The following is a 25,075-nucleotide window of genomic DNA, read 5'->3' as shown; positions in this document are numbered from 1 at the left end:
CCTACTCCGGGAAATGGCTGACGATGATGAACATCACCGTGCCGACGAGGGTGACGATGAAGGACCATGAATAAAGCGCCAGCACGAAGGGCTGCATGAGCATGACGACACCGGCGGCGATCAGCACCGATGCCAGCATCTCCCAGGCCCCTCGCCTGAGATGGAACAATCCGTCGAAAAAGCTGCTCATTTGCGGACGGCTCCGAAGGTGATGCCGCGCAGCAGGTGCTTGCGCAGGAGAATGGTGAAGACCATGACCGGCACCAGGAACAGGGTCGCGCCGGCAGCCACGGCCGGCCAGTCCTGGCCGCTGACGCCGATGATGGTCGGGATGAAGGGCGGCGCGGTCTGCGCGTTGCCGGAAGTCAGCAGCACCGCAAAGGCGTATTCGTTCCAGGCAAAGATCAGGCAGAAGATCGCGGTCGACGCGATGCCGGTGGCGGCCTGCGGCAGCACGACCTTCCAGAAGGCCTGGAAGCGCGTGTAGCCGTCGATCAGCGCCGCCTCCTCGTATTCGATCGGGATCTCGTCGATGAAGCCCTTGAGCAGCCAGACCGAGAGCGACAGGTTGACCGCCGTGTAGAGCAGGATCATGCCGGCATGGGTGTCGCTGAGACCGAGCGCGCGGAACATCAGGAAGATCGGAATGGCGACCGCGATCGGCGGCATCATGCGCGTCGAGAGGATGAAGAACAAAAGATCGTCCTTCAGCGGCACCTTGAAGCGCGAGAAGGCATAGGCCGCGGCCGTGCCCAGCACGATGCACAGCACGGTCGAGCCGAAGCCGATGATCACTGAATTGGTGAAGCGTTCGGCAAAGCGCGACGGCCCGGAAATGACGCGGCCGTCCTTGCGCACCAGCCTGTCGTACCAGGTCTGCGGTTCGCCGACCGCCTGCAGCTGCTCTTCGGTCAGGCGGGTGCGGGTGGTGAAGACGTTGACGTAACCCTCGACCGTCGGCGTGAAGAAGGTTTTGGGCGGATAGGCGATGGCGTCGGACGGTGACTTGAAGCTGGTCGCGATGATCCAGACCAGCGGCAGGATGGTGATCAGCGCATAGAGCACGACCAGGACCCCGGCGCACCATTTCTGCCGCAGCGACGGCTCGGTGACGGAATAGCTGCTCATCGCTGTTTCACCTTGTTCAGGGCTTTGACGTAGATCGAGGCCAGGCCGAAGACGGTCACGAAGAGGATGACGGCATAGGCGGAGGCATAGCCGGTACGCCACTTCTCGAAGGCTTCGCGCTTCAGGTTGATCGAGGTGAGCTCGGTGACCGAACCCGGTCCGCCGCCGGTGAGCTGCACGACGAGGTCGAACATCTTGAAGTTCTCAATGCCGCGGAACAGCACCGCCAGCATCAGGAAGGGCAGCACCAGCGGGATGGTGATGGTCCAGAACTGCCGCCATTTCGAGGCGCGGTCGCATTCGGCGGCCTCGTAGATGCTGGCCGGAATGGAGCGCAGGCCGGCGAGGCAGATCAGCATCACGAACGGCGTCCACATCCAGGTGTCGACGATGACGATCGCCCATGGCGCCAGCGACACGTCGCCGATCATCGAGAAGGAAGACGGGTCGGCGCCGGTCAGGAAGCCGACTGCATAATTGAACAGGCCGATCTGCGGCTGGTAGAGGAACGTCCAGAAATTGCCGACCACCGCCGGGCTCAGCATCATCGGCAGCACGATGATCGTCGTCCAGAGATCGTTGCCGCGAAACTTCTTGTTGATCAGATAGGCAAGCGTGAAGCCGATCAGCACCTGCAGCACGATCGTCCAGATCAGGAAATGCGCCGTCGCCTGCATGGTCAGCCAGATGTCGCGATCGGACAGGATGTTCAGGTAGTTCTTGAGGCCGATGAACTCGACCTCGGCATTGGGCCGATTGACCCGGAAATTGGTGAAGCTCAGCCGGATCGTCCAGATCAACGGAAAGATGTTGACCGCCAGCAAGAGCACGATCGACGGCGCGACGAACAGCCAGGCGAGCGCCCGGTCGGACAGGCCGTGCACACGCCTGGTTATGGCGCGCGGCGTCGCCGCGGCGACGCGATTGACCGATAATTGCAACATTGATCTTCCCCTGCTTGGCAACTGCGGGATGGCCGCATCATGACCCGCCGCGTGGCGGCGGGCCAGAGCTGACATGGCCCCGGACATCGGCATGGACCGTCGAAAGGGCCATGCGCCGGGTCACGGTGGTGGAGCGCCCTTTGCATATGAAAGGGCGCCCGGTCGTCCAGCGGCGGTCAGTACTTGCCTTCGTCGTCGAAGACCTGCGTCCAGTCCTTGACGAGACCGTCGAGTGCATCCTGGGCGGAACCCTGGCCGGCGACGACATAGTCGTGGAAGCGCTTCTGCGCCGCCTGCAGCAGCGAGGCGTAGGACGGCTCGGCCCAGAAATCCTTCACGATGGCCATGGAGTCCAGGAAGGTCTGCGCATAAGGCTGGCTGGTGGCGAAGCCTGGATCCTCGACCACCTTGCGCAGCGCCGAATAGCCGCCCATCTGCCACCATTTCTGCTGGATCTCTGGCTGGGCAAACCACTTGATGTAGGCGAGCGCATCGTCCTTCTTTTCCGATGACGAGACCACGGAAATGCCCTGGCCGCCGAGCTGGGCGAAAGCGACGCCGTCCGGACCGGCCGGGTTCGGGAAATAGCCCGATTTGTCGCCGCCGACATTGGCGTCGGCATTGATGCCGGGCCAGGTGAAGGCGAAGTTCATGTGCAGGGCGACCTGGCCCGACTTGTAGGCGTCGATGTCCTCGGACATGTAGGCATCGGAATGGCCGGGCGGCGTGCAGCAGTCATAGAGCTGCTTGTAGAATTCGAGACCCTTCACCGCCTTGGCGGAGTTGACATAGCCCTGCAGATCATAGGGCTTGGCCGGGTTCTCATACTGGAAGCCGAACGAGTAGAGCACATCCATCACCCCCATGGTGATGCCTTCGGAGCCGCGCTCGGTGTAGATCGCTGCGCCATAGACCGTCTTGCCGTCGATCTGGCGCTTCTGGAAGAACTCGGCGATGTCCTTGAGTTCGGCGAAGGTCTTCGGCACGGCAAGGTCGTGGCCGTATTTCTGCTTGAACTCGGCCTGCAGTTCGGGACGGGCGAACCAGTCCTTGCGATAGCTCCAGCCGACGACGTCACCGAAGGCCGGCAGCGCCCAGTAGTTCGGCGAATTCTTCGGCCACTCGGCATAGCCGACGACGGTCGCCGGAATGAAGTCGTCCATCTTGATTCCTTCCTTGTCGAAGAAATCGTTGAGCTTGACGTATTGGCCGTTCTCGGCGGCGCCGCCGATCCACTGGCTGTCGCCGATCATCAGGTCGCACAGCTTGCCGCCGGAGTTCAGCTCGTTGAGCATGCGGTCGGCGAAGTTCGGCCAGGGCACGAACTCGAACTTCATCTTGACGCCGCTCTTGGCCTCGAAGTCCTTGCTGAGCTCGACGAGCGCATTCGCCGGATCCCAGGCGGCCCAGCACAAAGTCAGGTCCTTTGCATTCGCCTGGCTCATGCCGGCGGCCAGAAGCGTACCCAGGGCGGCCAATGATGTGACATAGCGAGATTTCATGGCTGGGGCCTCCCGTCCCCTGCTTCCGACCTCCATCGGAAGAAAACACCCTGTTCAGGGCACCTGACGCGGAACGACCTTCCCGGCCTCACTCCTCCGCTGTGGTCCACGCCGATCCTCCCGGCCCGCCACTGCGAGACTCATAATTGAGGTGCGCACCTCAAAGCAAGCAAATTTTGAGGTGCGCACCTCAATTCTTGCTTTTCATCTGCTTTTGTTGGAGATATCCGGCTAATTGGAAGCGGGATGACAAGCGTGCGGCCAACCGCGAAAGACCTGGCAGAAGCCGCGGGCGTGAGTCTCGCCACCATCGACCGTGTTCTCAACGAACGGCCGAATGTCAGCCCGAAGGCGGCAAGACGAGTGGCCGAGGCGATCGAGCGTATCGGCTTCGTGCGCAACCCCGCCGCCGTGGCGCTGGCACGCAACAAGACCTATCGTTTCCGCTTCGTACTGCCGACATCCGGCGACCAGTACCTGTCGGAACTCATCGCCCGCGTCGGTGAGGCTCGCGAGGCGGCGCGCGGCGATTCCACCGAGGTCGAAGTCGCCCGGATCGCGATGAACGACCCGCACCCTGTCGCGAAATACCTCACCGGCATCGACCATGAAGAACTGGACGGCGTCGCAGTGATGGCGCCGGAATCGCCGCAGGTGCGCGATGCGCTGCTGCGGTTGGTGGAACGCGGCGTCAAGGTAGTGCAGTTCCTGTCGGGCCAGGAACGGCTTGAAAGCGCCGACTATGTCGGTGTCGACAATTTTGCCGCCGGCGCCACCGCCGGCAAGATCGTCGGCCGCTTCATCGGCGAACGGCGCGGCAAGATCGTGGTCGTCTCCGAAACGATGATGGCGCTGGACAGCATCCAGCGCCGCCTCGGCTTCGACAGCATCATCAACACCCGCTTCCTGCAGCTCGAATGCCTGCCGTCGCTGGAAACCTATGCCGACGAAAAGCGCGCCGAGATCATCATCCAGCGCACCCTGCAGCACAATCCCGATACGGTTGCAGTCTATGTGCTGAGCTCGGAAGCGCGTATTCCGCTGACTGCCGTCTGGAACACGCAGGTGTCCCGTCCGCTGACCATCGTCGCGCATGAGCGCACGCCCTTCAGCGAACAGGCGCTGGTGGACGAGCGCATCGACGCGGTGATCGCACAGGACCCCGGCCATGCGGTGCGCAGCGCGCTGCGCATCATGCGCGCCCGTTCCGATCACCGCGAGCTTCTGGCCTCGCAGGAGCGCATCCGCATCGAGGTCCTGCTCAAGGAGAACCTGCAGTTCGCGTGAGCCGGCGGCCTGCCCAGGCCATGAAAATTGCTCACGTGGACGTAAAATCTGATCATTTGCGGGCGTGTTTCTAAATTTCGATAGTCCCCCCGAAACAACTTCAGGGGATCCTAATGAAAAGTCTGCGCCTTCTATCCGGAACGATCGGCATCGTCCTGCTCCTGTCCGGAACCGCCTTGGCTGACGTTGCCTTGAGCGGCCACGGCACCACTCCCGAAATGATTGTCCGCGTGGCAAATGGCGAGAACGTCTCGGTCAGCGGCGAGAGCATCAACAAGGTCAAGCGTGCCTATGCAGTGCTTCTGCAGGGCGCGAAAGAAGGGCAGGAAATCTACGGCCTGACCGTCGGCGTCGGCTGGAACAAGGACCGCAAGATGGTCGATGCCAAGGGCGAACTGACGCCTGAGCTGATGGAGGCTTCGCGGGAATTCAACGAGGGGCTGCTGCGCGCCCATTCCGTCGGCGTCGGTCCCGACACCGCCGTTCCGGTCGTGCGCGCCGCGATGGCGGTCCGCCTGAACAACATCCTGACCGGCGGCCCTGGTGTCCAGCCGCATGTCGCCGAAATGCTCGTCGCATTCCTGAACAACGATATCACACCAGTGATGCCCTCGCGCGGCTCGGTGGGCCAGGCCGACATGACGCTGCTCAGCCACATCGGACTGGCCATGCTGGGTGAAGGCGAGGTCTACCACAAGGACCAACGCATGCCTGCCAAGGAGGCATTGGCCGCCGCCGGCATCGAACCGCTGAAGCCGTTCGGCAAGGACGGACTGGCGATCCTGAGCTCCAACGCCTATGCGGCAGCACTCGCTTCCATCGCCATCCACGACGCGGAACAGCTGCTGGAGACCTCGAAGCTGGTCTACGGTCTCAGCCTGGAAGGGCTGAATGGAAACGTCTCGCCGCTCCTGCAGGATGTCGCGGCACTCAGGCCCTTTCCGAGCTATGTCGATTCGACTTCCGGGCTTCGGGATGTGCTGGCCGGCAGCTATCTCTGGCAGGCAGACGAAAAGCGCATCCTGCAAGATCCGCTGAGCTTTCGCACGGCGCCATACCTGCTTGGCAGCTTCGCCGACAGCCTGGCCCGAACCAAGGCGCTGGTGGAAATCCAGATCAATTCCTCAGACGACAATCCCGGCATCACCATCGACGTCGAGCCGAAATCCGACCTGCCGCAGGCCCGCAAAGGTTACGTCCAAGGCGGCGCTGTGTTGCCGACGGCCAATTTCGAACCGCTGCCATGGGTCATTTCCTTCGAGGAGCTGGGCATCGTGCTGGCGCATCATGCCACGGCGTCGTCCGAGCGCGTGCTGAAGTTGAACAACCCCACCCACACGAAGCTGCCGCGCTACCTCGGCACGGAAAACACCCATCATGCCTTCCTGGTGGTGGAAGCGCCGCTGATGGCAATGGCTGCCGAGGCCCGCTCGTTGGCGCAGCCGACCTCGTTCGACTCACGTCCCATCGCGGGCGGCGTGGAGGATGTCGGCACCAACGCGCCCTACGTTGTCGAGCGGGTACGCCAGCAGATCGACGACAGCTTCACCATCCTGTCGATGGAACTGATGCACGCCGCCCAGGCAGCCGACCTGCGCCTGAAGGAACATCCGGAACGCAAGCTTGCCACCGCGACGGCCAAACTACACGACGCTTTCCGCGAAAAGGTCCCCTTCCTCGACCAGGACCGTTCGATGACGCCCGACATCTCCGCGGGAGCGGCGTTTCTCAAGACCTATGGCAGCAAGACCCAGTAAGCGGCCAATTTGATTGGAAAATTCGGAAGCCCGCCTCGCGGGCTTCCATCATAGAGACTGGATCCAGTTCTGGAATTTCTGGATCGCCTTCTCGTCGCCGCGGCGCTGAAGATAAGCCAGGTACCATCCGCCCGGCTGCATGATATCGGATTGGACCGGCACAATCAGGCTGCCGCTGGCGAGATCGGCCTCCACCAGGAACTCCGGGACCACGACGATCCCCTGCCCGCTGACGGCAGCCTCGATGGCAAGCAGATTGCTGTCGAACAGGGGCGACGATTTCTGCGAAAGGCCGGAAATGCCGACGCTCTCGGCCCAGATCGAAACGTCCTCGGTTCTGCCGGAAACCGCCAGGAATGGGAAGTGGCGCAGGTCATCGACCGTTTTGATCGCCTTGGCGATGGCGCTCGAGCATACCGCCACCAGCTTCTCTCGCCGCAGCAGCACGTATGTCAGGTTCGGACGGTTTGGCGTGCGGGTATAGATGAGGCCGACATCGGCCCGGTCGGGATTGAACTCCCAGTCGAGAAGGCTCGCATCGAGGCTGACCGCGATCTCGGGAGAGGTTTCCTTCAGCGTCTGCAGCCGCGGAATCAGCCACCGCACCGCCACCGTGACATAGACCTGGAGCGTCAGCGATGCCGGGGCGCTCGATTGCCGGATCAGGTCGGTGGTCAGCGAAATCCGGTCCAGTGCATCCTGCACGACCGGAAAATACAGCATCCCCTCCTCGCTCAGTTCAACCCGTCCCGGCAACCGCCGAAACAGCGGCCGACCCAGATTCCGCTCAAGCGATGCGACCTGGTGGCTGATCGCCGACTGCGTGACACGCAACTCCTCGGCAGCGCCCTTGAAACTGAGCAATCGTGCCGCGGCCTCGAAGGCCCTCAGCGTCGTCAGGGGTGGTAAGGTACGCCGGACCATCTCTCGCAAGCCACATGAATTCTGTTCATGTAGACGTTAATTCTAATCGTTTGCAAGGGAACGGCAGCGTTTTCATAGTCTCTCGATAAGCCCGAAAATGGGGGGAGGATATGAAAACCAATCTCGTGAAAAACACCGCGGTGGCGCTGCTCCTGGGGGCTTGCTCGCTGCCAGCCACAGCCGCTTTTGCGCAACAAAGCTGCATGCGCGTGCTCGGTTACGAATCAGATGGCGAAAAGCAGACCATGGATCCGGCGGCACTCATCGGCACCGACAGCGTCTATCATATCCGCGCGGTCTACGAGCCGCTCGTCGACCGCAACAACGCGATGCAGCCGATACCGGTGCTTGCCGAATCCTGGGAATCCAACGCCGATGCGACGGAATGGACCTTCCACCTGAGGAAGGGCGTCAAGTTCCATGACGGTTCGGACTTCGACGCCGCCGACGTCGCCTATTCATACCGCCGGCTGCTCGATCCAGCTGTTTCACCCGGCGGTTTCTCGACCCTTGCCTTCCTTGATGCCGACGGCATCACCGCCGTTGACGACCACACCGTGCGTTTCAAGGTCAAGCAACCTGTCGTCGAGCTGCCGATGCTGATCGCGACGAAATACGCCTTGATGGTTCCAGATGGCGCCAAGGCCGAAGACCTGCGCGTCAAGGGTGACGGGACCGGACCTTTCGTACAGGAGAGCTTCACCATCAACGGCGCCGTCCGCGTTCTGCGCCGCAACGCCAATTATTGGCGCGCCGGCCTGCCGAAGGCCGATTGCCTCGAGATCACGACAAGCCTGGAATCGACCTCGCGGCTGTCCGCGCTGCTTTCGGGTTCGGTGGATCTGTCGCTGACCGTCGATCCGACCAGCCTGATCACACTCAAGGACAATCCGGCCGTCGAGCTCGTCTCTACGCCGGGAGCCACCTCGCTCTATGTCGCCGTGTGGACGGACACGCGGCCCTTCGACAATCCCAAGGTCCGCGAAGCGATGAAGCTCGTCATGGATCGTCAGAAGATCCTCGACACCGTGCTGCTCGGCTATGGCGAGATCGGAAACGACGCGCCCATCCCACCGAGCTCGCCGCTGGGCCTCGGAACGGCTCCCAAGACGGCGGATGTCGAGCGCGCCAAGGCGTTGCTGGCGGAAGCCGGCCATGCCGACGGCATCGAGTTCGATCTCTACACGTCGGATTCCTATCCCGGCATGCTGCTGCTCGCCCAGGTCTACGCCCAGATGGCGGCGCCTGCCGGCATCAAGGTCAACGTCATCCCGTCACCGGCGGAAGGCTATTGGGACACGATCTGGCTGAAGAAGCCGGCCGTCATCTCCTACACCAGCGCCCGCCCCCCGGCCGAAGCCCTGACGCTGTCGCTCAACAGCAAGTCCGAATGGAACGAGACGCACTGGAAGCGTGACGACTTCGATGCACTCGTCGTCAAGGCAGGCCAGACCACCAACGACCAGGACCGCATCGGCCTCTATCGTGACGCGCAGCGCATCGTCGCCGACGAGGGTGGCATGATCCTGCCGGTGTTCACGTCCATCGTCGCAGGCCTGCGTAAGGGCTGCACCGGTTTCAAGCCCAATGTCGACGTCAACCGCATCGACTATTCCGAGCTCACCTGCAGCCAATAGCCGGCGCTTCATCACCAAACAAACTGGAGCCGCGGAGCAGACCTGCTCCGCGGAAGAGGATGCTTTTATGAAAGTGCTGACGACCTTCCTGCAGAGCTTCGCGGACGCGCTGGACAGCGACGCACTGCCGGTGTCCCGCTCACATGCGGCTCGGCTCCGCGCACTGCAGGCCAGCCTGCCGCCGGTACGGCCGGTGCCGGCAGCGCGCGTGCCTATCCAGGAAGCCTGCGAAAGCGAACTGATTTCCCGCCATGGCAGCTCGGAGCTGGCGCGGTCGCTGTCCGAATTGCTGCCGCATCTCCATATCACCCGCAGCAAGACATACCTCGCCAATCCACCTTCCAGCGAATTCGGCGACAACTATGGCTACGGCATCATCTGCGGCCCGCAGGGCGGTCCGCCTGCACTGATCACCGCCCCTGACATCGCATTCGGCCTGATGTTCCTCGGGCCCAGGACGCACTACCCGCTTCACCATCACCCCGCCGATGAGCTCTATTATACAGTCACCGGCCCTTCGTTCTGGCGCGCCGGACATGCGGACTGGGCATCGCGCGGCACCGAAGCGATTATCCACCATCCGTCGTGGATGCCGCACGCGACGCTCTCGGCCGAAAGACCCCTGGTCCTGCTTTACATCTGGGAGGGCGACCTCGATACCGATGCGGCATTCATCCCGGATCACATGCCGGTGGATGCCGCCCCACCACAAGCCGGACTGGATCTGAAATGAGCATATTGCGCCTCCTCGCCAGCCGGATCCTGCTCTCGGCCCTGACACTCCTGATCGTCTCGGTCCTGATCTTCCTGATCCTCGAAGCCTTGCCGGGTGACATCGCGACCCGCATCCTCGGACGTGATGCGACGGCAAAGGCGCTGGAGGTGCTGCGCAGCCAGCTGCACCTCGACCAGCCACCACTGACCCGCTACTTCCAGTGGCTCGGCAATCTGCTGCACGGTGATTTCGGCGCCTCGCTCGCGACCGGGCGGCCGATCGCCGACGTGCTCGGGCCCCGCATCGTCAACACGCTGCTACTCTCGCTGTTTGCCTTCGTGCTTTACCTGGTCCTGGCGTTGGTTCCCGCGATCATCCAGGCGACGAACCGGGGCAAAGCAGTAGACAACATCATCTCGGTCATCACGCTGGTGCTGCTGTCGTTGCCCGACTTCCTGCTGGCGACGATCCTGCTGTTCCTGTTTGCCGTCGCCGTCCCGATCCTGCCGGCACTGGCAACGGTTTCGGAACACAGCAGCTGGCCGGAGATGCTGCGCGCGATGATCCTGCCGGCGACGACGCTCGCCATCATGATGGCCGTCTATGCCATCCGCGTGCTGCGCGACAGCCTGATCGAAGTGCTGCGCTCCGACTATGTCAGGTTGGCCGAGCTGAAGGGCATGCGTCCTTCGGCGGTGCTGTGGCGACACGCCTTGCCCAACGCCCTAGTGCCGGCGCTCAATGTGACGGCCCTCAACCTCGGCTTCCTGATCGGCGGCGTGGTGATCGTGGAGCGTGTCTTCTCCTATCCGGGTTTCGGCACCCTGCTCATCGATGCGCTGCAGCTGCGCGACATCCCGCTGATCAAGGCAACCGTGATGATCAGCGCTGCCGTCTACGTCGCGGCCAACCTCGTTGCCGACATCTGTGCAGTGCTGCTGCAACCACGCCTGAGGACACGCTGATGAGCGCGATCGTATCCCGCCCGGCCAGATCCTTCCACGGCTGGCATACCGCGCCAGGGCCATTCAAGGCCGGCGCAATCATCCTTGCCACCCATCTGCTGTTTGCGACCATCGGCATCTTTTGGACCCCTTTCGGCTATGCCGAAATGGGTGCGGGACTGCCGCTTTCCGGGGCATCTTGGCAGCACCCCATGGGACTTGATCAGATCGGCCGCGATGTCTTCAGCCGCTTCATGTACGGCGCCCATATCGTGCTTCTGCTTTCCTTCGCCGGCACCGTGCTTGGAATGGTCGCGGGTGCCGCGATCGGTCTCGTCTCCGGTTATGTCGGCGGCTGGCTCGACGACATCCTGCAGCGTGTCGTCGAAGCGATGATCAGCATACCGTTCCTGGCGCTGGCGCTGGTCATGATCATTGCCGCCGGCCCCGCCCTCGCGGGACAACCGGCCCTCATCATCGTCGTGGTTGCCATCGTCTATGCGCCCCGCATCACGCGCATCGCTCGCGCAGCAGCGATGGAGGTCGCGACCCGCGAATATGTCGCCGCAGCGGAGCTGCGCGGTGAAGGAACACTGTCCGTCGTGTTCCGCGAAATCCTGCCCAACACCGCCAATGTGCTGCTCGTCGAATTTTCGCTGCGGCTGAGCTATGCGCCGATCCTGATCGGGGCACTTGGCTTCCTCGGCTTCGGCATCCGCCCGCCGACCCCGGAATGGGGCCTGATGATCAGCGAGAACCGCAACCTCCTGATCGCCTCGCCGATGACGGTTTTCGGGCCGGGACTTGGCCTCGCATCACTCGTCATCGGATTCAACCTTTTCACCGACGGCCTGTCGCGCATGCTCGGCCAGCGGCCCGTGATGGGAGCCTGACGATGCAGACGCTGATCGAAGTCCGCAATCTCGGCATCGCCTATGGCCGCCCAGGCAGCTGGACGAATGTCGTCCAGGGCGTCTCGTTCGACATCGCGCGCGGGGAAGCGTTCGGACTGGTCGGGGAGTCTGGTTGCGGCAAATCCACCGTCGCCTACCGTCTTCTCGGCTACGGTGCCGTCAACAGTCTGGCGCAGACCGGCGAGGTGCTTTTCGACGGCATCGACCTCCTGAAACTCGATGCAAGGTCGCTGGCCCGCCTGCGCGGCAAACGCATCGCGCTTGTTCCGCAGAATCCGACGACCTCGCTCAGCCCGGGCATGCGGGTCGGAACGCAGATCCGCGAGATGATCGCGACACATAAGGCCCTGCCGGCCGGCATGACCATGGAACGGCGTCTTGCGGAGCTGTTCGCCCTGGTCGGGCTGCCGGATGTCGGCCACCGGTTCCCGCATGAGCTTTCGGGTGGCCAGCAGCAGCGCGTCACCATTGCCATGGCGGTCTCGTGCAATCCCGATCTGCTTGTCCTGGACGAGCCGACAACCGGCCTCGACGTCACCACCCAGCGCCAGATCATCCAGCTGTTGAAGGATCTGAGAAGCAGCATCGGCATGGCGATGCTCTACGTCACCCACGATCTGGCTCTGCTCAGCCAGATCGCCGACCGTGTCGGCGTGATGTATGCCGGCCAGCTGGTCGAGGTCGCGCCCTGCGACGCGTTGCTGTCTGCCCCGGTGCATCCCTATTCGCGCGGCCTGATCGCGTCGATCCCGACGATCGACGGAGCAAGCAGCGGCCGCGGCCTGCGCGGGATGCTGAGGCGGGACCAGATCCCCGGCGGTTGCAAATTCGAACCGCGCTGCGACTTCGCCAAGGCGGATTGCAAGAGCATTCCGCAGACACTCGAACCGGTGGAGAAACACAGGGCCGTCGCCTGCATGCGTTGGAAGGACATCGAACCGGCCGTCGCCGCACTGACGAGACGGGCTCGTTCGCCTCGCCCGGACATCGATGCCGGATCGGTGCTCAGCGTCGAGGATCTTGCCCTGTCGTACCAATCGCCAAGTGTGCTTCGGACCCTTCTGGGCAAGGCAGACAGCATCGTTGCCCGCGACATCGGTTTCGAGCTGAAATCGGGCGAGGTCGTCGCCCTTGTCGGCGAATCCGGCAGCGGCAAGTCGACTATCGCCCGCGCGATCAGCGGCCGGCTGGAGCCGCGATCGGGCAAAATCCGCCTCGATGGAGACGCGCTGGCACCGGTGCTACGGCAGCGTTCCGTCGAGCAATTGCGGCAGATCCAGTACATCTTCCAGAATCCCGACGCCTCGCTCAATCCGCGCAGGCGCATCAAGACGATCCTGGAGCGGCCGCTGCGCCATTTCGGCATCAAATCCGATGCCACGACGCTCGAAACGGTGCTGGAGAGCGTCGGCCTGCATGCCGGCTATCTCAACCGCTACCCCGAACAGCTTTCAGGCGGCGAGCGCCAGCGCATCGCCATCGCACGCGCCTTGCTGGTCAGCCCGAAGCTTCTGATCTGCGACGAGATCCTGTCGGCGCTCGACGTGTCGGTCCAGTCGCGCATTGTCGAGCTGCTGCAGTCGCTCAAGAAGCGGCATTCCGTCGCGATGCTGTTCATCTCGCATGATCTTGCCGTCGTGCAGCAGCTGGCCGACAGGGTGGCGGTGCTATACCGGGGCGAGCTCCTGCAGATGGCGGAGACCGCCACACTGCTGGAATCCCCCCTGCACCCCTACACCCAGATGCTGCTCCAGGCCGCACCCGGGCTGCGCAGGGACCAGTATGTCGCAAGCCCCCCGGCCATACCCGGCGAGACGTCGGCAGGCGGGCAAGGATGCCCGCTCGCGGGCCGCTGCCCGCGACAGATCGGAACGGTCTGCGCCGAAAGCCGCCCGCCGCTTCGCAAGACCGAGACAGGCTTCATCCGTTGCCATATGCCGAGCATCCAGCTGGCGCGGGGTGATCAACTGGCGGTGGCGTGATCCGGCGAGGCAGATGCCGACCTCCAGGGTCGGCTACTCATTGTTGTCGGCTGCGATATCCCACTGAAGGAACCCGGCTATTCTCGCGCATATCTCCTCGTAGACTCTCGCCGGTCAAAATCGGAGCAGACCATTTCGACCCGATTGAATTGAGCAATGTATGCGCCGTCACTGGCCCAGTCACCTGCCGGCGTCGCGCTCACGATCGTTATGCTGAGCCATGGCCGGCCATCCGCGCCGCCAAAACTGACGGCGTCCGTCTGCCTGAGCTCGGGCTGCCCCTGGAGAAATGCTATCAACGGGCCTGTTTGGGAAAGTGTGTTCCGCGCGCGTGGAGGCAGGATCGAGATGTACCAATAGCTGGAAATGCGCTTGTCCCTCCGGAAGGCTTCTGAGTATTCTACTAGAGAAATTCCAGCAAAAGTGTACGCGGTCTTGCGTCCAGAATTGCATAAAAACAAAGAGTTAGAGCGTTCCCGTAAAAACCGGAACTGCTCCAAATGTCAGTTCGCCAGCGACGATTCCCGCGCGCTGCGCCGGATCGCCATCGGCGGCTGCCCGAAGGCACGGATGAAGGCGCGCCGCATGCGCTCGCGATCGGCGAAACCGGTCTCGGCGGCGACCACCTCGATCGGATGCCGGCTCTGCTCCATCATCACGCGTGCAGTTTCGAGCCGCAGGTTCTCCACGGCCTTGGCCGGCGTTTGCCCCGTCTCGGCGCGGAAGGCGCGGCTGAACTGCCGCGGGCTCAGATGGGCAGCCTCGGCGAGTTCCTCCACAGAAAGCGCCGATCGCAGGTTGGTCCTGGCATAGGCCAGCGCCTTCTGGATGCGATCGGACTTGGGATCGAGGGCCAGCAGCTCGGAATGCTGCGACTGGCCGCCGGCGCGGCGGTGGTAGAGCACCAGCCGCTGCGCCACCGCCCGCGCCAGATCCGCACCGAGATCCTTCTCGATCATGCCGAGCGCCATATCGACGCCTGCGCTCATCCCGGCCGAAGTCCAGACCGAGCCGTCGACGATGAAGATGCGGTCCTCTTCCATGCGCACCTTCGGGTAACGCGCCTGCAGCTTGCTGGCGACAAGCCAGTGCGTGGTTGCCCGCCGGCCGTCGAGAAGGCCGGCCTCCGCGAGAATGGCGGCGCCCATGCAGATCGAGGCGATGCGGCGCGCCGACCTGAAGGCCTTGCGGGCAAACGCCACGATTGCGGGAGCCGGCTGGTCGATGACGATCCCGGTTCCGAAGATCAGCGTGTCATAGCCGGACAGGCGTAGCTTGCGCGTCTCGATCGGGATGCCGAACGAATTGCTCAACAGGCCGCCCGTCTCCGACAGGATCTCCATGTCGTAAACCTTCTCGCCGGCAACCAGATTGGCGAACTCGAACGCCGAAGCGGCGGCAAGGCTCATCATCTGGAAGCCGGGCGTCAGGACGAAACCGATCCGCAACATCAGCACATTCCTTCGGGATCTATGGCGCAGAAAGTGGAATAGCCGAGATTCAGGACACTTTCCATCTTGCCCTCAAAGCGGCAGTTCCGAACCGGCTTTTTCCGCCACCATGTAGGCGGCATACCATTCGGGCCAGTTGAAGTCGTGCTGGCCGCCGTTGCGCTTCTCGTGTTCGCCATGCGCCTCTGCCGCGCGCCGAAGTGCCGCCGCCAGGTCGGCCACCAAACCGTAGGCGGTGACGTCCGGCTCGACGCGTCCCGGCAACCGCGCGGTGATCTCCTGGAGGATCCAGCCATTGCCGTCCGGATCGCTGAACGTGGCGAAGGAGTTGTAGCTTCGCCCTTCCGGGTCACGTCCGGGCAAGGCCGGTCCACCGACAGCGGCGCGATGGAACGCTTCGCTGACCGCGACGCCATGCGCATTGAGGTTTGCACGCGCCGCCGCGATGTCGCTGACGATGAGATAGAGCCCCTGTGCCGAGCCGGGTGCCGCCGGCGTCAACCCCTTGCCGAAATGGATCGAGGCGTTTGAGCCGGGCGGCGTAAACTGCACGACACGGAAGGCGTCGCCGTTGACGAAGTCGGCATCGAGCCGCCAGCCGAGACCGGCATAAAATGCCTTGGCGCGATCGACGTCGGCGACGGGAAGCACCACGACTTCCAGTTTCAGTGCGGTTGCGGACGATGGGTTATCGGAGTGTGGAATGCGGGACATTGTCGTTTCCTTTCCGAGAAGGTTGCCGTGGACGGCGTCGCAGCAAGGGACACCGCCCCGGGGATCAGGCTGCATAACGTTTCGCGGGAGCACCCAGCGAAAGCTTGGGCTTCAGGGCATTGCGCGCGGCCTCGAAAGCCTGCCAGTCGGCAATGTCCGGCAGCGACGGAATGGTGACCAGTTCGCCGAGCTTCAGTCCCGCCAGCGCAGCGTCGACCATCGCATCGGCAGACATGACGATTTCGGCGGGCAGATGCTCGACGGGCGTGCCGGACAAGGCCCAAAAATCGGTCGCGGTTGCGCCCGGAAGCACAGCCTGGACGCGGATGCCCTTGTCGGCGAGCTCGTGGTGCAGCGACTGCGAAAAGGCCAGGACAAAGGCCTTGCTGCCGCCGTAGACGCCGTTCAACGTTTCGGGGGAAATGGCGACGATCGAAGCGATGTTGATAATCGTACCCTTGCCGCGCGACACGAAACCGGGCGCCGCCGCGTAGGCTAGCCGCATCGGCGCGGTCACGTTGATATCGATCATCGACTGCATGGCGTCGACATCGCTGGCGAGCAACGGCGCGGTTGCGCCAATTCCCGCATTGTTGATGAGCATGGTGATGCTGGCATCGGTGCGCAGCAGGTTTTCGACTTTTCCCAGGTCCGCGCTGCCTGCCAGGTCCGCCGGGAACACCTCGACCGAACGTCCGGTGCCGTCGCTGATCGCACCAGCAAGGCTACGCAGCTTCCCGGCATTGCGTGCCACCAGAATCAAGTCATAGCCCTGTTTCGCCAGGCGATCGGCATAGATCGCACCTATTCCCGACGATGCGCCGGTGACCAGAGCCGTACCCTTGTGTTCGCTTGTCATCTTCGATCTCCTTTGATGCTCCCATCGATGAGAGACCAGTTGAAGATAGGACGATCGGCGCTCGTCCTGAATGTCGAAGATGCCACCTTTTAGGACATGCTTTCCTGAACCCTTAACCTTCGCCTCCCGTTCGGACACAAAAACGGGCGCCATCGGCGCCCGTTCTCGCGTCAGCCTCGATGCAGCCCGAGCCGCGGCCGCTCAATAGATGTCGAAGTCGAAATACTTCGCCTGCACCTTCTTGTAGGTGCCGTCGGCCACGATGGCGTCGATCGCGGTGTTGAAGCGCTCGCGCAGCGCATCCTCGCCCTGGCGGATGGCGATGCCGATCTGCGCTTCGGTGCCCTTCACGTCGCCGATCACCTTGCAGCAATCCTTGCCATTGCCGTTCTTGACCCAGTCGACCAGCACGAACTTGTCGGTGATGATGGCATCGAGCCGGCCGTTGACGAGGTCGGTCGCGGCGTCCTCATGCGTCGGATAGAGCTTCACTTCGGCGCCGGCCTTGGCGTAGACGTCCTGCGCATAGGTGGCCTGCATGGTCGAGCCCTGCGCGCCCAGCGTCTTGCCTTCGAGCGCTGCCGGCTCGGTGCCCGTCACCGTGGTGTCCTTCAGGCCAGCCAGCGCTAGCGGCGTCGAATAATATTTATTGGTGAAGGCGACCTGCCTCTTGCGCTCTTCGGTGATGGTCATCGAGGCGATGATGGCGTCGAACTTCTTTGCCTGCAGCGCCGGGATCATGCCGTCCCAATCCTGCGCGACGATCTCGCACTCGATCTTCATCTGGGTGCACAGCGCATTGGCGATGTCGACGTCGAAGCCGGCCAGCTTGCCGTCCGCCGTCACCGTGCTAAAGGGCGGCGCCGCACCTTCGGTGGCGATCTTCAGCTTCTCGGCGGCAGCCGGCGCAACCATCAACACCGTCGCGGCCGCAGCCGAGACGAGCCATTTCGAAATCTTCATTCTTGTTTTCCCTCCACGTCGGCCGAAACGGCCTGAGTTTGCCAAACATGTGCCGGCAAAGCGAGGAAGCACCAGCGCCGGGCTTCGATTGGTGCTCCATCTGCCGAAGGCAAGACAGGTGCAACTCTCCCCACGATAACGACCGGCTCACGCAAAGGTGACCCGCCCACGGCCGCATCGGGTTGAAGCGGGCGGTCCGGCTGCTAGCCTGATTTCGGGGTTGTTCCCCCGGGGCGCGGAACCGGTCGGCGATGAGCGCTGCCGGTCAAGGCCGTGCCTGCTGACCTTTGGAGTCCGATCAATGGCCAGTTTCGCCCTTTCCCGTCGCACCGTCATGGCAAGCGCCAGCGCTCTCGCCACCGCCGCCATCCTCGACCTGCCCGCCGGTATCGCTCCGGCCCGGGCGCAGGACGCACCCGCGAGCCACAACCCCGGCTTCTATCGCTACAAGGTGGGCGACATCACCGTCACCGCCCTCAACGACGGTTTCGGCAAACGCCCGCTCGAAGGTTTCATCCGCAATGCCGAGCTCGCCGACGTCGAGAAAGCGCTGGAAGCCGCCTATCTGCCAAGCGACGCGCTTTCGATCTCCTACACCACGCTGGCGCTGCAGATCGGCGACAGGCTGGTGCTCATCGACACCGGCAATGGCGATTCCGGCGCGCCGACCTCCGGCGTCTGGATGAACAATTTCAAGGCCGCCGGCTTCAAGCCGGAGGATGTCTCGACCGTCATCATCAGCCATTTCCACGGCGACCACATCAACGGCTTCCGTCTCAAGGACGGCACCGCCGTGTTCCCCAACGCCGAGGTCATGGTCCCGGCTGCCGAATGGGCGTTCTGGATGGACGATGCCAAAATGAACGCCGCACCGGAAGCCGCCAGGAACGCCTTCGCCACCGTGCGCCGCGTCTTCGGCCCCGTCGCCAAGGACGTGAAACAGTTCGAAGCCGACAAGGAACTCGTGCCCGGCGTGACCGCGATCGCCGCTCCGGGCCATACGCCCGGTCACACCGTCTTCGCCATCACTTCCGGCGAAGGCAGGCTGATGGCCCTGTCGGACACAACCAACCATCCGGCGCTGTTCGTGCGCAATCCCGACTGGACGGCGATCTTCGATATGGACGGGCCACAGGCGATAGAAACCCGGCGCAAGCTGCTCGACATGGCCGCAGCGGAGAAGATGCAGGTCGCCTTCTATCACGCCCCCTTCCCCGCAACCGGCCACATCGCCAAGGCAGGCAACGGCTTCGAACTGGTGCCTGTGCAATGGAGCAGCGCGATCTGATCGCATGAAAGCAAAAGGCCGGGACACGTCCCGGCCTTTCATCGTCAGCGGTGGAGGACTGGCGATCAGCCGCCCCCTGGGCTCAATAGATGTCGAAGTCGAAATATTTCGACTGGATCTTCTTGTAAGTGCCGTCGGCAACGATGGCGTCGATGGCGGCATTGAACTTCTCACGCAGTTCGTTGTCTTCCTGGCGCACGGCGATGCCGGCCTCGGTCTCGGTTCCCTTGACGTCGCCGATCATCTTGCAGCAGTCCTTGGCCGAGCCGTTCTTCATCCAGTCGACCAGCACGAACTTGTCGGAAAGAACGGCATCGAGGCGGCCGTTGACGAGGTCGGTCACCGCTTCTTCCTGCGTCGGATAGAGCTTCACGTCGGCGCCGGCCTTGGCATAGACGTCCTGCGCGTAGTCGGCCTGGGTGGTGGAGGCCTGCGCGCCGACGGTCTTGCCCTTGACCGCCTCGCCGTCAGTGCCGGCCAGCGAGCTGTCCTTCAGGGCGACCAGCGCCAGCGGCGTGGTGTAATATTTGTTGGTGAAGGCGACCTGCTTCTTGCGCTCCGGCGTGATGCTCATCGAGGCGATGATGGCGTCGAACTTCTTGGCCTGCAGCGCCGGTATCATGCCATCCCAGTCCTGCGTGACGAGTTCGCATTCGGCCTTCATCTGCGCGCAGAGCGCATTGGCGATATCGATGTCGAAACCCTCAAGCTTGCCGTCCGCGGTGAGGGTATTGAAAGGCGGATAGGCACCTTCCGTGCCGATCTTGATCTTGTCGGCGGCAAAGGCGCTGCTGGCGCCGGCCACCATCATCGTTGCGGCCGCCACCGTTGCGAACCACCTGGACATTTTCATCATGTTCCCCCTCGGGTTGGTCTTGTTGTCCGTGGACAGCCAAGCACGCCGCCGAGGGCCAGGCAAGCGTAGGATGCGACGTGGCCTTGCTGCTTTAGATGGGTGGCTCGGCAGTCGGATCAACGCGCTCGTTCCTTCGGCAACGGCAACCCTTTTCCATTCGGCGTTGACCGTGCCTCGGGATTGGGTAGGATTTCGGAGGCCGTGCAGCCTGCCGCTCGCTCCGTTTGGATTGGTGAATGCACACGATCTGGTTGACCCTTTGGGCGACTGTCAGGAAGGCGAGCACTGACCCCGATTGCGCCCATGAAAGGATCGAGCCGTGAATACGATCAATCGTGCGAAGACTATGGCAAAGGCATTGCGCAAGGCCCTGGCCGAAAAGCAATCGCACCTGTCGCATAGCGCTTGTCTGGAACTGATCGCCCAGCAGCTTGGATATTCCAGCTGGAATGCCCTGTCGGTCGCCCACAGCGAAGACATCGGCATAACCGTTTCAATCTTTGTCGAGCACGGACGAGAACAGGACGCCGCGCGATTCTACGAAGAGGCCTTTGATGCCGTCCGGACGAAAGTACACGATGGGGTGGCGATCGATTTGCAGGTCGGCGAAATGGCAATTTCCGTCATGGGTTCCAATCCTCGGCGCGAGGCCGAGCCTTGGCGCGGGGGCCCGTTCTTCCCCAAGGATCACGGGGCCGTCAGCATGACCCTGCGGCTGGAGGTAAAAAACGCCCGACTGGTGACGGCAAGAGCAATAGCAGCGGGAGCCATCGTTCGCGACGCGTTGCAACCGACCGCCGAGGGATGGCTTGCGGCTGCGATTTTCGACCCGGCAGGCCACATTTGGCAAATCTGCCAGCGCAGAAGCCTTGCGTCGTGAGATGGTTGGGCAGCCGGCTGCAAAAAATGGGATAGGGCAATCAGTTGCCGACCTATTCCCCTACTGCTCATCTTGCTGCCCGGAAGTGCTTCGACAGCTTGAGACCCTGCGCCTGGTAGTTGGAGCCGAGGTCGGTGCCGTAGAGCGCGGTCGGCCGCTTCAGCATATGCTCGAAGACCAGCCGGCCGACGATCTGGCCATGGTCGAGGATGAACGGCACTTCATGGCTGCGCACCTCCAGCACCGCACGGCTGCCAGTGCCGCCGGCTGCGGAGTGGCCAAAGCCGGGATCGAAGAAACCGGCATAATGCACGCGGAATTCGCCGACCAGCGGATCGAACGGCGTCATCTCGGCAGCGTAGAGCGGCGGCACATGCACCGCCTCCTGGCTGACGAGGATGTAGAACTCGTCCGGATCGAGCACCAACTCGCCGGCGCCACTGCGATAGAGCGGCTCCCAGAAATCGACGATGTCCTGAGCGGCGCGCTTGTCGACATCGACCAGCCCGGTGTGGTGCTTGCCGCGATAGCCGACCAGCCCGTCCTTGTCGCCGGCGAGGTCGATGGACAGCGCGATGCCGCCGTTGGAGATGTTGGGCGGATCGATTGCCACCAGCGTCTCGGCGCGGTGCAGCGCATGCAGTTCGTCCTCCGACAGCAGCGCATTGCCGGTGCGGAAACGGATCTGCGACAGGCGTGAACCGGTGCGGACGACGATCGGGAAGGTTCGCGGGCTGACTTCGAGGTAGAGCTGGCCACGATAACCGGCAGCGACCTTGTCGAACTCCTGGCCATGATCGGTCATGACACGGGTGAAGATGTCGAGCCGGCCGGTGGAGCTTTTCGGATTTGTCGAGGCGGAAATGTGATCCGGCAGTTCCAGGCTCTCCAGCAGCGGCACGATGTAGACGCAACCCGTCTCCAGCACAGCGCCATCGGCGAGGTTGATTTCGTGCAGCTTGAGCCGGTCGAGCTTGGCTTCCACCGTGCTGTGGGGACCAGGCAGGAAGCTGGCGCGCACCCGATAGGCTTTCTCGCCAAGGCGAAGGTCGAGGCTGGCCGGCTGGATCTGGTCGTCATCGAGCGCTCGCGGCGACTTCAGGCTGCCCGCATGGAACAGCGCCGCGATAACCTGATCGGGAAGAATGCCTGTCTTGCGCAATGACAACTCCACAGGTGGCTCAAGTCAGCCAGTCCTCCATGCTCTTAATGAAGCCGGCAATTGACGCAAGCCGCCCCCGGGTCTAAAGGGTGCTTTATCCCGTGGTGATTTGGCCGGTCGGCTTGCAGCCACGTTAAACAAGTCGCTAAAGGACCGCAGGGCCCGACAAAGGCCGTATGGACCGGTTGCGACTTCGCGGCCGGTTTTTTTGTGCCTGTCAGTCATATGGCGGCCAGTTTTTGTGTCGGAACGGAACCATGACCGAGAAAAAGCGCAACTGGAAACCCGCAACCCAGCTCGTCCACGCAGGCACGCTGCGATCGGGCTTCGGCGAGATGTCGGAAGCGATGTTCCTGACGCAAGGCTATCACTATGACAGTGCCGAGCGCGCCGAGGCCCGCTTCAAGGGCGAGGAGCCGGGCTTCATCTATTCACGTTATGCCAACCCGACCGTCGACATGTTCGAAAAGCGCATGTGCGCGCTGGAAGGCGCCGAAGACGCCCGCGCCACAGCGTCGGGCATGGCAGCGGTGACGGCCGCCGTGCTGTGCGGCCTCAAGGCCGGCGACCATATCGTCGCCGCGCGCGCGCTGTTCGGCTCCTGTCGCTGGGTGGTCGAGACGCTGGCGCCGAGATACGGTATCGAGGCGACACTGGTCGACGGCACCGAGATCGAGAACTGGGAAGCCGCGGTCCGGCCCAACACCAGGCTGTTCTTCCTGGAGAGCCCGACCAACCCGACGCTGGAGGTGGTAGACATCGCGGCTGTCGCCAGGCTTGCCAATTCGATCGGCGCCAGGCTGGTGGTGGACAATGTCTTCGCCACACCGTTGATGCAGAAACCGCTGGAGCTCGGCGCGCACATCGTCGTCTATTCGGCCACCAAGCACATTGACGGCCAGGGCCGCTGCCTCGGTGGCATCGTGCTATCCGACAAGAAGTGGATCGACGAAAACCTGCACGACTATTTCCGCCACACCGGCCCGAGCCTGTCGCCGTTCAATGCCTGGGTGCTTTTGAAGGGGCTGGAGACGCTCCCGCTGCGCGTGCGCCAGCAGACCGAGGCCGCAGCCAGGATCGCCGACTTCCTGGCCAGCCATCCGAAGGTCGGAAGGCTGATCTATCCCGGCCGCGCCGACCATCCGCAGGCCGACATCATCAAGAAGCAAATGACCGGCGGCTCGACGCTGATCTGCTTCGACCTGAAGGGCGGCAAGAAATCGGCCTTCGCCTTCGAGAATGCGCTCGACGTGGTGCTGATCTCCAACAATCTGGGCGATGCCAAGAGCCTGATCACCCATCCAGCGACGACGACGCACAAGAACCTGACCGACGAGGCCCGCGCCGAACTCGGCATCGGCGACGGCACCCTGCGCCTGTCGCTCGGTCTCGAAGACACCGACGATCTGCTGGAAGATATCGAGCAGGCGCTGGCCAAGGCTTGACGGTCCAGAGCGGGATGCGACGAAAGGAACCGCAGTCCGCTCTGTTCCCCGCTAGCGCAGCGCCTTCGGCGCGACCGAGCGCCAGCTCATCGTCATGGCATGGCGGACGGTTTCCTCGTCCGCCTTTTCCAGCCAGACCCGCGTCCAGCCCTTCTGACCCCAGGAGCCGGGGATCGGTTCGAACTGACCGGCCGATGTTTCGAGCAGCAGCCGCTGCTCGTCCGGTGCCAGCTTGATGACGGCGCGATTGTCCTTAGGCCGCAATGTGGCAAAAATCTTGCCGCGGACACGGAAATCGGTGACGTCGAAATGGCTGCTCTGCTCGGCTCCGGGAAAACCGAGCGCGATCTGGCAATAGCGGTCCTCCAACAGCATAGCCAACCTCCCCGACGATCATGCCGCAAACCGGCCGGCAGCGATACCGCTGAAAAGATCAAGCGCCCGACAGAACCTCCTCGGCCTCTTCGGACTTGGTGGTGATGTTCATGGTGTTGCCGCGCCAGTCGATGGCACCACCGAGCCAGCCGCGCAGCCAGATGGCCGGGACCATGACGTCGCGCACCACCATCGCCGCAATCAGGCGTGGCGAAGCGTACCAGCCCTTAGCCAGCGCCAGCGCGTATTCCGGCAGGTAGACGGCAGCCAGTACCAGCAAGGTGGTCGAGAACATGTCGGCGCCGGAGCCAGCAGCGGCAATCAGCGCGAACAGCAGCGGCATGGCCGCGCCGACAAACAGTTCCGGTGCAAAAAACAGCGGGAAAGTGACGCGGCGCAGCCTCGCCCAGCGGGCCTGCCGCGACCATACGGCTTCGACCTTGCGGTGCCCGAGTGGCTGCTCGAACGGCGAAGCCACCAGATGGACCTTCAGGCCAAGTCCGTTGACCAGCTTGGTCGCTGCGGCGTCCTCGGCGATCTCGGCGGCCAGAGCGTGAATCCCACCATTGGCATCAAGCAGCGGTTTCGACCACAACATGCTCTTGCCCTGCGCAAAGCCGAGACCGGCGGCAGCACCGGTATATTGCCAGCGCGCCTGCAGCGTGTTGAGGAAGGCGCATTCGACCTCGGCCCAGAAACCGTCAGGGCGTGAGCCGACCGGCGTCGAGCAGACGAGGCCGCTGTCGGGGCGCCACGCCAACATCATGTTCTGGATGTAGTCGCGCGGCATCAGCACGTTGGAATCAGCCAGGATCACCCAGTCGTGCCGCGCCGCCTCCCAGCCTTTGACGCAGTTGTTCAGCTTGGGATTGCCGCTGATGCGGTCGTCGCCGAACAGGAGCCGGGCCGGTATGTCTGGGAAACGCGCCATGGTGGTGCGGATGGCCAGCGCGACCGGGTCGTCGGTATGGGCGACGCAGAAGATCAGTTCGTAGTCCGGCCAGTCGAGACGGAAAGCGCGTTCCAGCGTCTCGGGGGTGAAGGGCTCGATCCCGCGCGCGGGTATGACGATCGAAACCGGCGGCGCATCGCTGCGCGGTGCCGGCGCCGTGCGGCGTCGTTCCAGCTGGGACCACGCCAGTCCTATGGAAACGAAATTGGTGAGAAGCAGGGCGGCAGAGAAGGATGCGGCAGCGATTGTCAGGTCCATGAAGTCAGGTCACTCCCGGAAACGCAGGCTTCAGAGCGCCGCGCGTCCTCTTGGACGCGCAAAGGACGCTCTAAGACTTTGATCTGGCGTATGATCCTTTCCGGAATCGATTCCGATTTCGAGGTCATGCGCTAGCCT

Annotated in this window: 23 protein-coding genes and 1 riboswitch; of the genes, 10 read left to right on the top strand and 13 right to left on the bottom strand. The window is 63.1% G+C overall.

Annotated features, from left to right (window positions below; translation table 11 throughout):
- Position 1 precedes the first annotated feature (1 nt).
- From C1M53_RS23070 to C1M53_RS23055, 4 genes are all read right to left on the bottom strand, one after another.
- Positions 2-190 carry a hypothetical protein gene (locus C1M53_RS23070; protein ID WP_129414363.1) on the bottom strand — a complete coding sequence of 63 codons (189 nt, stop codon included), beginning with the start codon at positions 188-190 and terminating at the stop codon, positions 2-4.
- Positions 187-1,128, bottom strand: a complete 942-nt coding sequence (locus tag C1M53_RS23065) for a carbohydrate ABC transporter permease (RefSeq protein ID WP_129414362.1) — start codon at positions 1,126-1,128, stop codon at positions 187-189. The genes C1M53_RS23070 and C1M53_RS23065 overlap by 4 nt, the downstream gene beginning before the upstream one ends.
- Positions 1,125-2,072, bottom strand: coding sequence for a sugar ABC transporter permease (locus C1M53_RS23060; RefSeq protein WP_129414361.1), 948 nt, complete (start codon positions 2,070-2,072; stop codon positions 1,125-1,127). Before C1M53_RS23060 ends, C1M53_RS23065 begins: the two co-directional genes overlap by 4 nt.
- A 176-nt stretch (positions 2,073-2,248) precedes the next feature.
- Positions 2,249-3,574 carry an extracellular solute-binding protein gene (locus tag C1M53_RS23055; RefSeq protein ID WP_129414360.1) on the bottom strand — a complete coding sequence of 442 codons (1,326 nt, stop codon included), beginning with the start codon at positions 3,572-3,574 and terminating at the stop codon, positions 2,249-2,251.
- 255 nt (positions 3,575-3,829) lie between these two features.
- On the opposite strand from C1M53_RS23055, the gene C1M53_RS23050 reads away from it, so the two are divergent.
- Entirely contained in the window at positions 3,830-4,861 is a 1,032-nt protein-coding gene (locus C1M53_RS23050; protein ID WP_129416321.1) for a LacI family DNA-binding transcriptional regulator, read from the top strand.
- A 113-nt stretch (positions 4,862-4,974) separates the two neighbouring features.
- Entirely contained in the window at positions 4,975-6,618 is a 1,644-nt protein-coding gene (hutH, locus tag C1M53_RS23045) for a histidine ammonia-lyase (RefSeq protein ID WP_129414359.1), read from the top strand.
- 48 nt (positions 6,619-6,666) lie between these two features.
- Here the strand turns inward: hutH and C1M53_RS23040 are convergent, their stop codons facing one another.
- Complete coding sequence (locus tag C1M53_RS23040) at positions 6,667-7,542, bottom strand: LysR substrate-binding domain-containing protein (RefSeq protein WP_129414358.1); 876 nt, start codon at positions 7,540-7,542, stop codon at positions 6,667-6,669.
- 110 nt (positions 7,543-7,652) lie between these two features.
- Between C1M53_RS23040 and C1M53_RS23035 the strand changes: the two genes are divergently transcribed.
- The 5 genes from C1M53_RS23035 to C1M53_RS23015 all read left to right on the top strand — a co-directional run bounded on the left by C1M53_RS23035 (position 7,653) and on the right by C1M53_RS23015 (position 13,734).
- The gene (locus tag C1M53_RS23035) at positions 7,653-9,179 is read left to right on the top strand and encodes an ABC transporter substrate-binding protein (RefSeq protein WP_129414357.1); all 1,527 of its coding nucleotides are present in this window, start codon (positions 7,653-7,655) and stop codon (positions 9,177-9,179) included.
- A 67-nt stretch (positions 9,180-9,246) separates the two neighbouring features.
- On the top strand, positions 9,247-9,912 hold the full coding sequence (locus C1M53_RS23030) for a dimethylsulfonioproprionate lyase family protein (RefSeq protein ID WP_129414356.1): 666 nt from the start codon (positions 9,247-9,249) through the stop codon (positions 9,910-9,912).
- Positions 9,909-10,859, top strand: coding sequence for an ABC transporter permease (locus C1M53_RS23025; RefSeq protein WP_129414355.1), 951 nt, complete (start codon positions 9,909-9,911; stop codon positions 10,857-10,859). The genes C1M53_RS23030 and C1M53_RS23025 overlap by 4 nt, the downstream gene beginning before the upstream one ends.
- Positions 10,859-11,731 carry an ABC transporter permease gene (locus C1M53_RS23020; protein WP_129414354.1) on the top strand — a complete coding sequence of 291 codons (873 nt, stop codon included), beginning with the start codon at positions 10,859-10,861 and terminating at the stop codon, positions 11,729-11,731. Before C1M53_RS23025 ends, C1M53_RS23020 begins: the two co-directional genes overlap by 1 nt.
- A gap of 2 nt (positions 11,732-11,733) precedes the next feature.
- Positions 11,734-13,734, top strand: a complete 2,001-nt coding sequence (locus C1M53_RS23015; RefSeq protein ID WP_129414353.1) for a dipeptide ABC transporter ATP-binding protein — start codon at positions 11,734-11,736, stop codon at positions 13,732-13,734.
- A gap of 503 nt (positions 13,735-14,237) precedes the next feature.
- On the opposite strand, the gene C1M53_RS23005 is transcribed toward C1M53_RS23015, so the two are convergent.
- The 4 genes from C1M53_RS23005 to C1M53_RS22990 all read right to left on the bottom strand — a co-directional run bounded on the left by C1M53_RS23005 (position 14,238) and on the right by C1M53_RS22990 (position 17,715).
- Positions 14,238-15,185, bottom strand: a complete 948-nt coding sequence (locus tag C1M53_RS23005; RefSeq protein WP_129414352.1) for a GlxA family transcriptional regulator — start codon at positions 15,183-15,185, stop codon at positions 14,238-14,240.
- A 72-nt stretch (positions 15,186-15,257) separates the two neighbouring features.
- Positions 15,258-15,899, bottom strand: a complete 642-nt coding sequence (locus tag C1M53_RS23000) for a VOC family protein (RefSeq protein ID WP_129414351.1) — start codon at positions 15,897-15,899, stop codon at positions 15,258-15,260.
- A gap of 64 nt (positions 15,900-15,963) precedes the next feature.
- Positions 15,964-16,758 carry an SDR family oxidoreductase gene (locus tag C1M53_RS22995; RefSeq protein WP_129414350.1) on the bottom strand — a complete coding sequence of 265 codons (795 nt, stop codon included), beginning with the start codon at positions 16,756-16,758 and terminating at the stop codon, positions 15,964-15,966.
- Positions 16,759-16,959: 201 nt separating this feature from the next.
- A complete protein-coding gene (locus C1M53_RS22990; RefSeq protein WP_348630057.1) occupies positions 16,960-17,715 on the bottom strand; it encodes an ABC transporter substrate-binding protein in 756 nt (251 codons plus the stop codon).
- 307 nt (positions 17,716-18,022) lie between these two features.
- Here C1M53_RS22990 and C1M53_RS22985 point away from each other — a divergent pair, with 307 nt between their 5' ends.
- Positions 18,023-19,009: an MBL fold metallo-hydrolase gene (locus C1M53_RS22985; protein WP_129414348.1), complete on the top strand. Its 987-nt coding sequence runs from the start codon at positions 18,023-18,025 to the stop codon at positions 19,007-19,009.
- 82 nt (positions 19,010-19,091) lie between these two features.
- On the opposite strand, the gene C1M53_RS22980 is transcribed toward C1M53_RS22985, so the two are convergent.
- Positions 19,092-19,820 carry an ABC transporter substrate-binding protein gene (locus C1M53_RS22980; RefSeq protein WP_245488643.1) on the bottom strand — a complete coding sequence of 243 codons (729 nt, stop codon included), beginning with the start codon at positions 19,818-19,820 and terminating at the stop codon, positions 19,092-19,094.
- 364 nt (positions 19,821-20,184) lie between these two features.
- Between C1M53_RS22980 and C1M53_RS22975 the strand changes: the two genes are divergently transcribed.
- A complete protein-coding gene (locus tag C1M53_RS22975) occupies positions 20,185-20,745 on the top strand; it encodes a glyoxalase superfamily protein (protein WP_129414347.1) in 561 nt (186 codons plus the stop codon).
- Positions 20,746-20,812: 67 nt separating this feature from the next.
- Here C1M53_RS22975 and C1M53_RS22970 read toward each other — a convergent pair whose 3' ends face one another.
- Positions 20,813-21,913: a 2'-deoxycytidine 5'-triphosphate deaminase gene (locus C1M53_RS22970; protein ID WP_207213142.1), complete on the bottom strand. Its 1,101-nt coding sequence runs from the start codon at positions 21,911-21,913 to the stop codon at positions 20,813-20,815.
- 85 nt (positions 21,914-21,998) lie between these two features.
- Positions 21,999-22,076, top strand: a riboswitch (SAM riboswitch).
- 88 nt (positions 22,077-22,164) lie between these two features.
- Between C1M53_RS22970 and C1M53_RS22965 the strand changes: the two genes are divergently transcribed.
- Positions 22,165-23,352 carry an O-succinylhomoserine sulfhydrylase gene (locus tag C1M53_RS22965; RefSeq protein ID WP_129414345.1) on the top strand — a complete coding sequence of 396 codons (1,188 nt, stop codon included), beginning with the start codon at positions 22,165-22,167 and terminating at the stop codon, positions 23,350-23,352.
- A gap of 51 nt (positions 23,353-23,403) precedes the next feature.
- Here C1M53_RS22965 and C1M53_RS22960 read toward each other — a convergent pair whose 3' ends face one another.
- Entirely contained in the window at positions 23,404-23,727 is a 324-nt protein-coding gene (locus C1M53_RS22960) for an MmcQ/YjbR family DNA-binding protein (RefSeq protein ID WP_129414344.1), read from the bottom strand.
- 58 nt (positions 23,728-23,785) lie between these two features.
- Entirely contained in the window at positions 23,786-24,937 is a 1,152-nt protein-coding gene (locus C1M53_RS22955) for a glycosyltransferase (protein ID WP_129414343.1), read from the bottom strand.
- Positions 24,938-25,075 lie beyond the last annotated feature (138 nt).

It is taken from the genome of Mesorhizobium sp. Pch-S, from assembly GCF_004136315.1.
In the GTDB taxonomy this organism is placed as follows: Bacteria; Pseudomonadota; Alphaproteobacteria; order Rhizobiales; family Rhizobiaceae; genus Mesorhizobium.
This window is presented reverse-complemented; position numbering and strand designations above follow the sequence as displayed.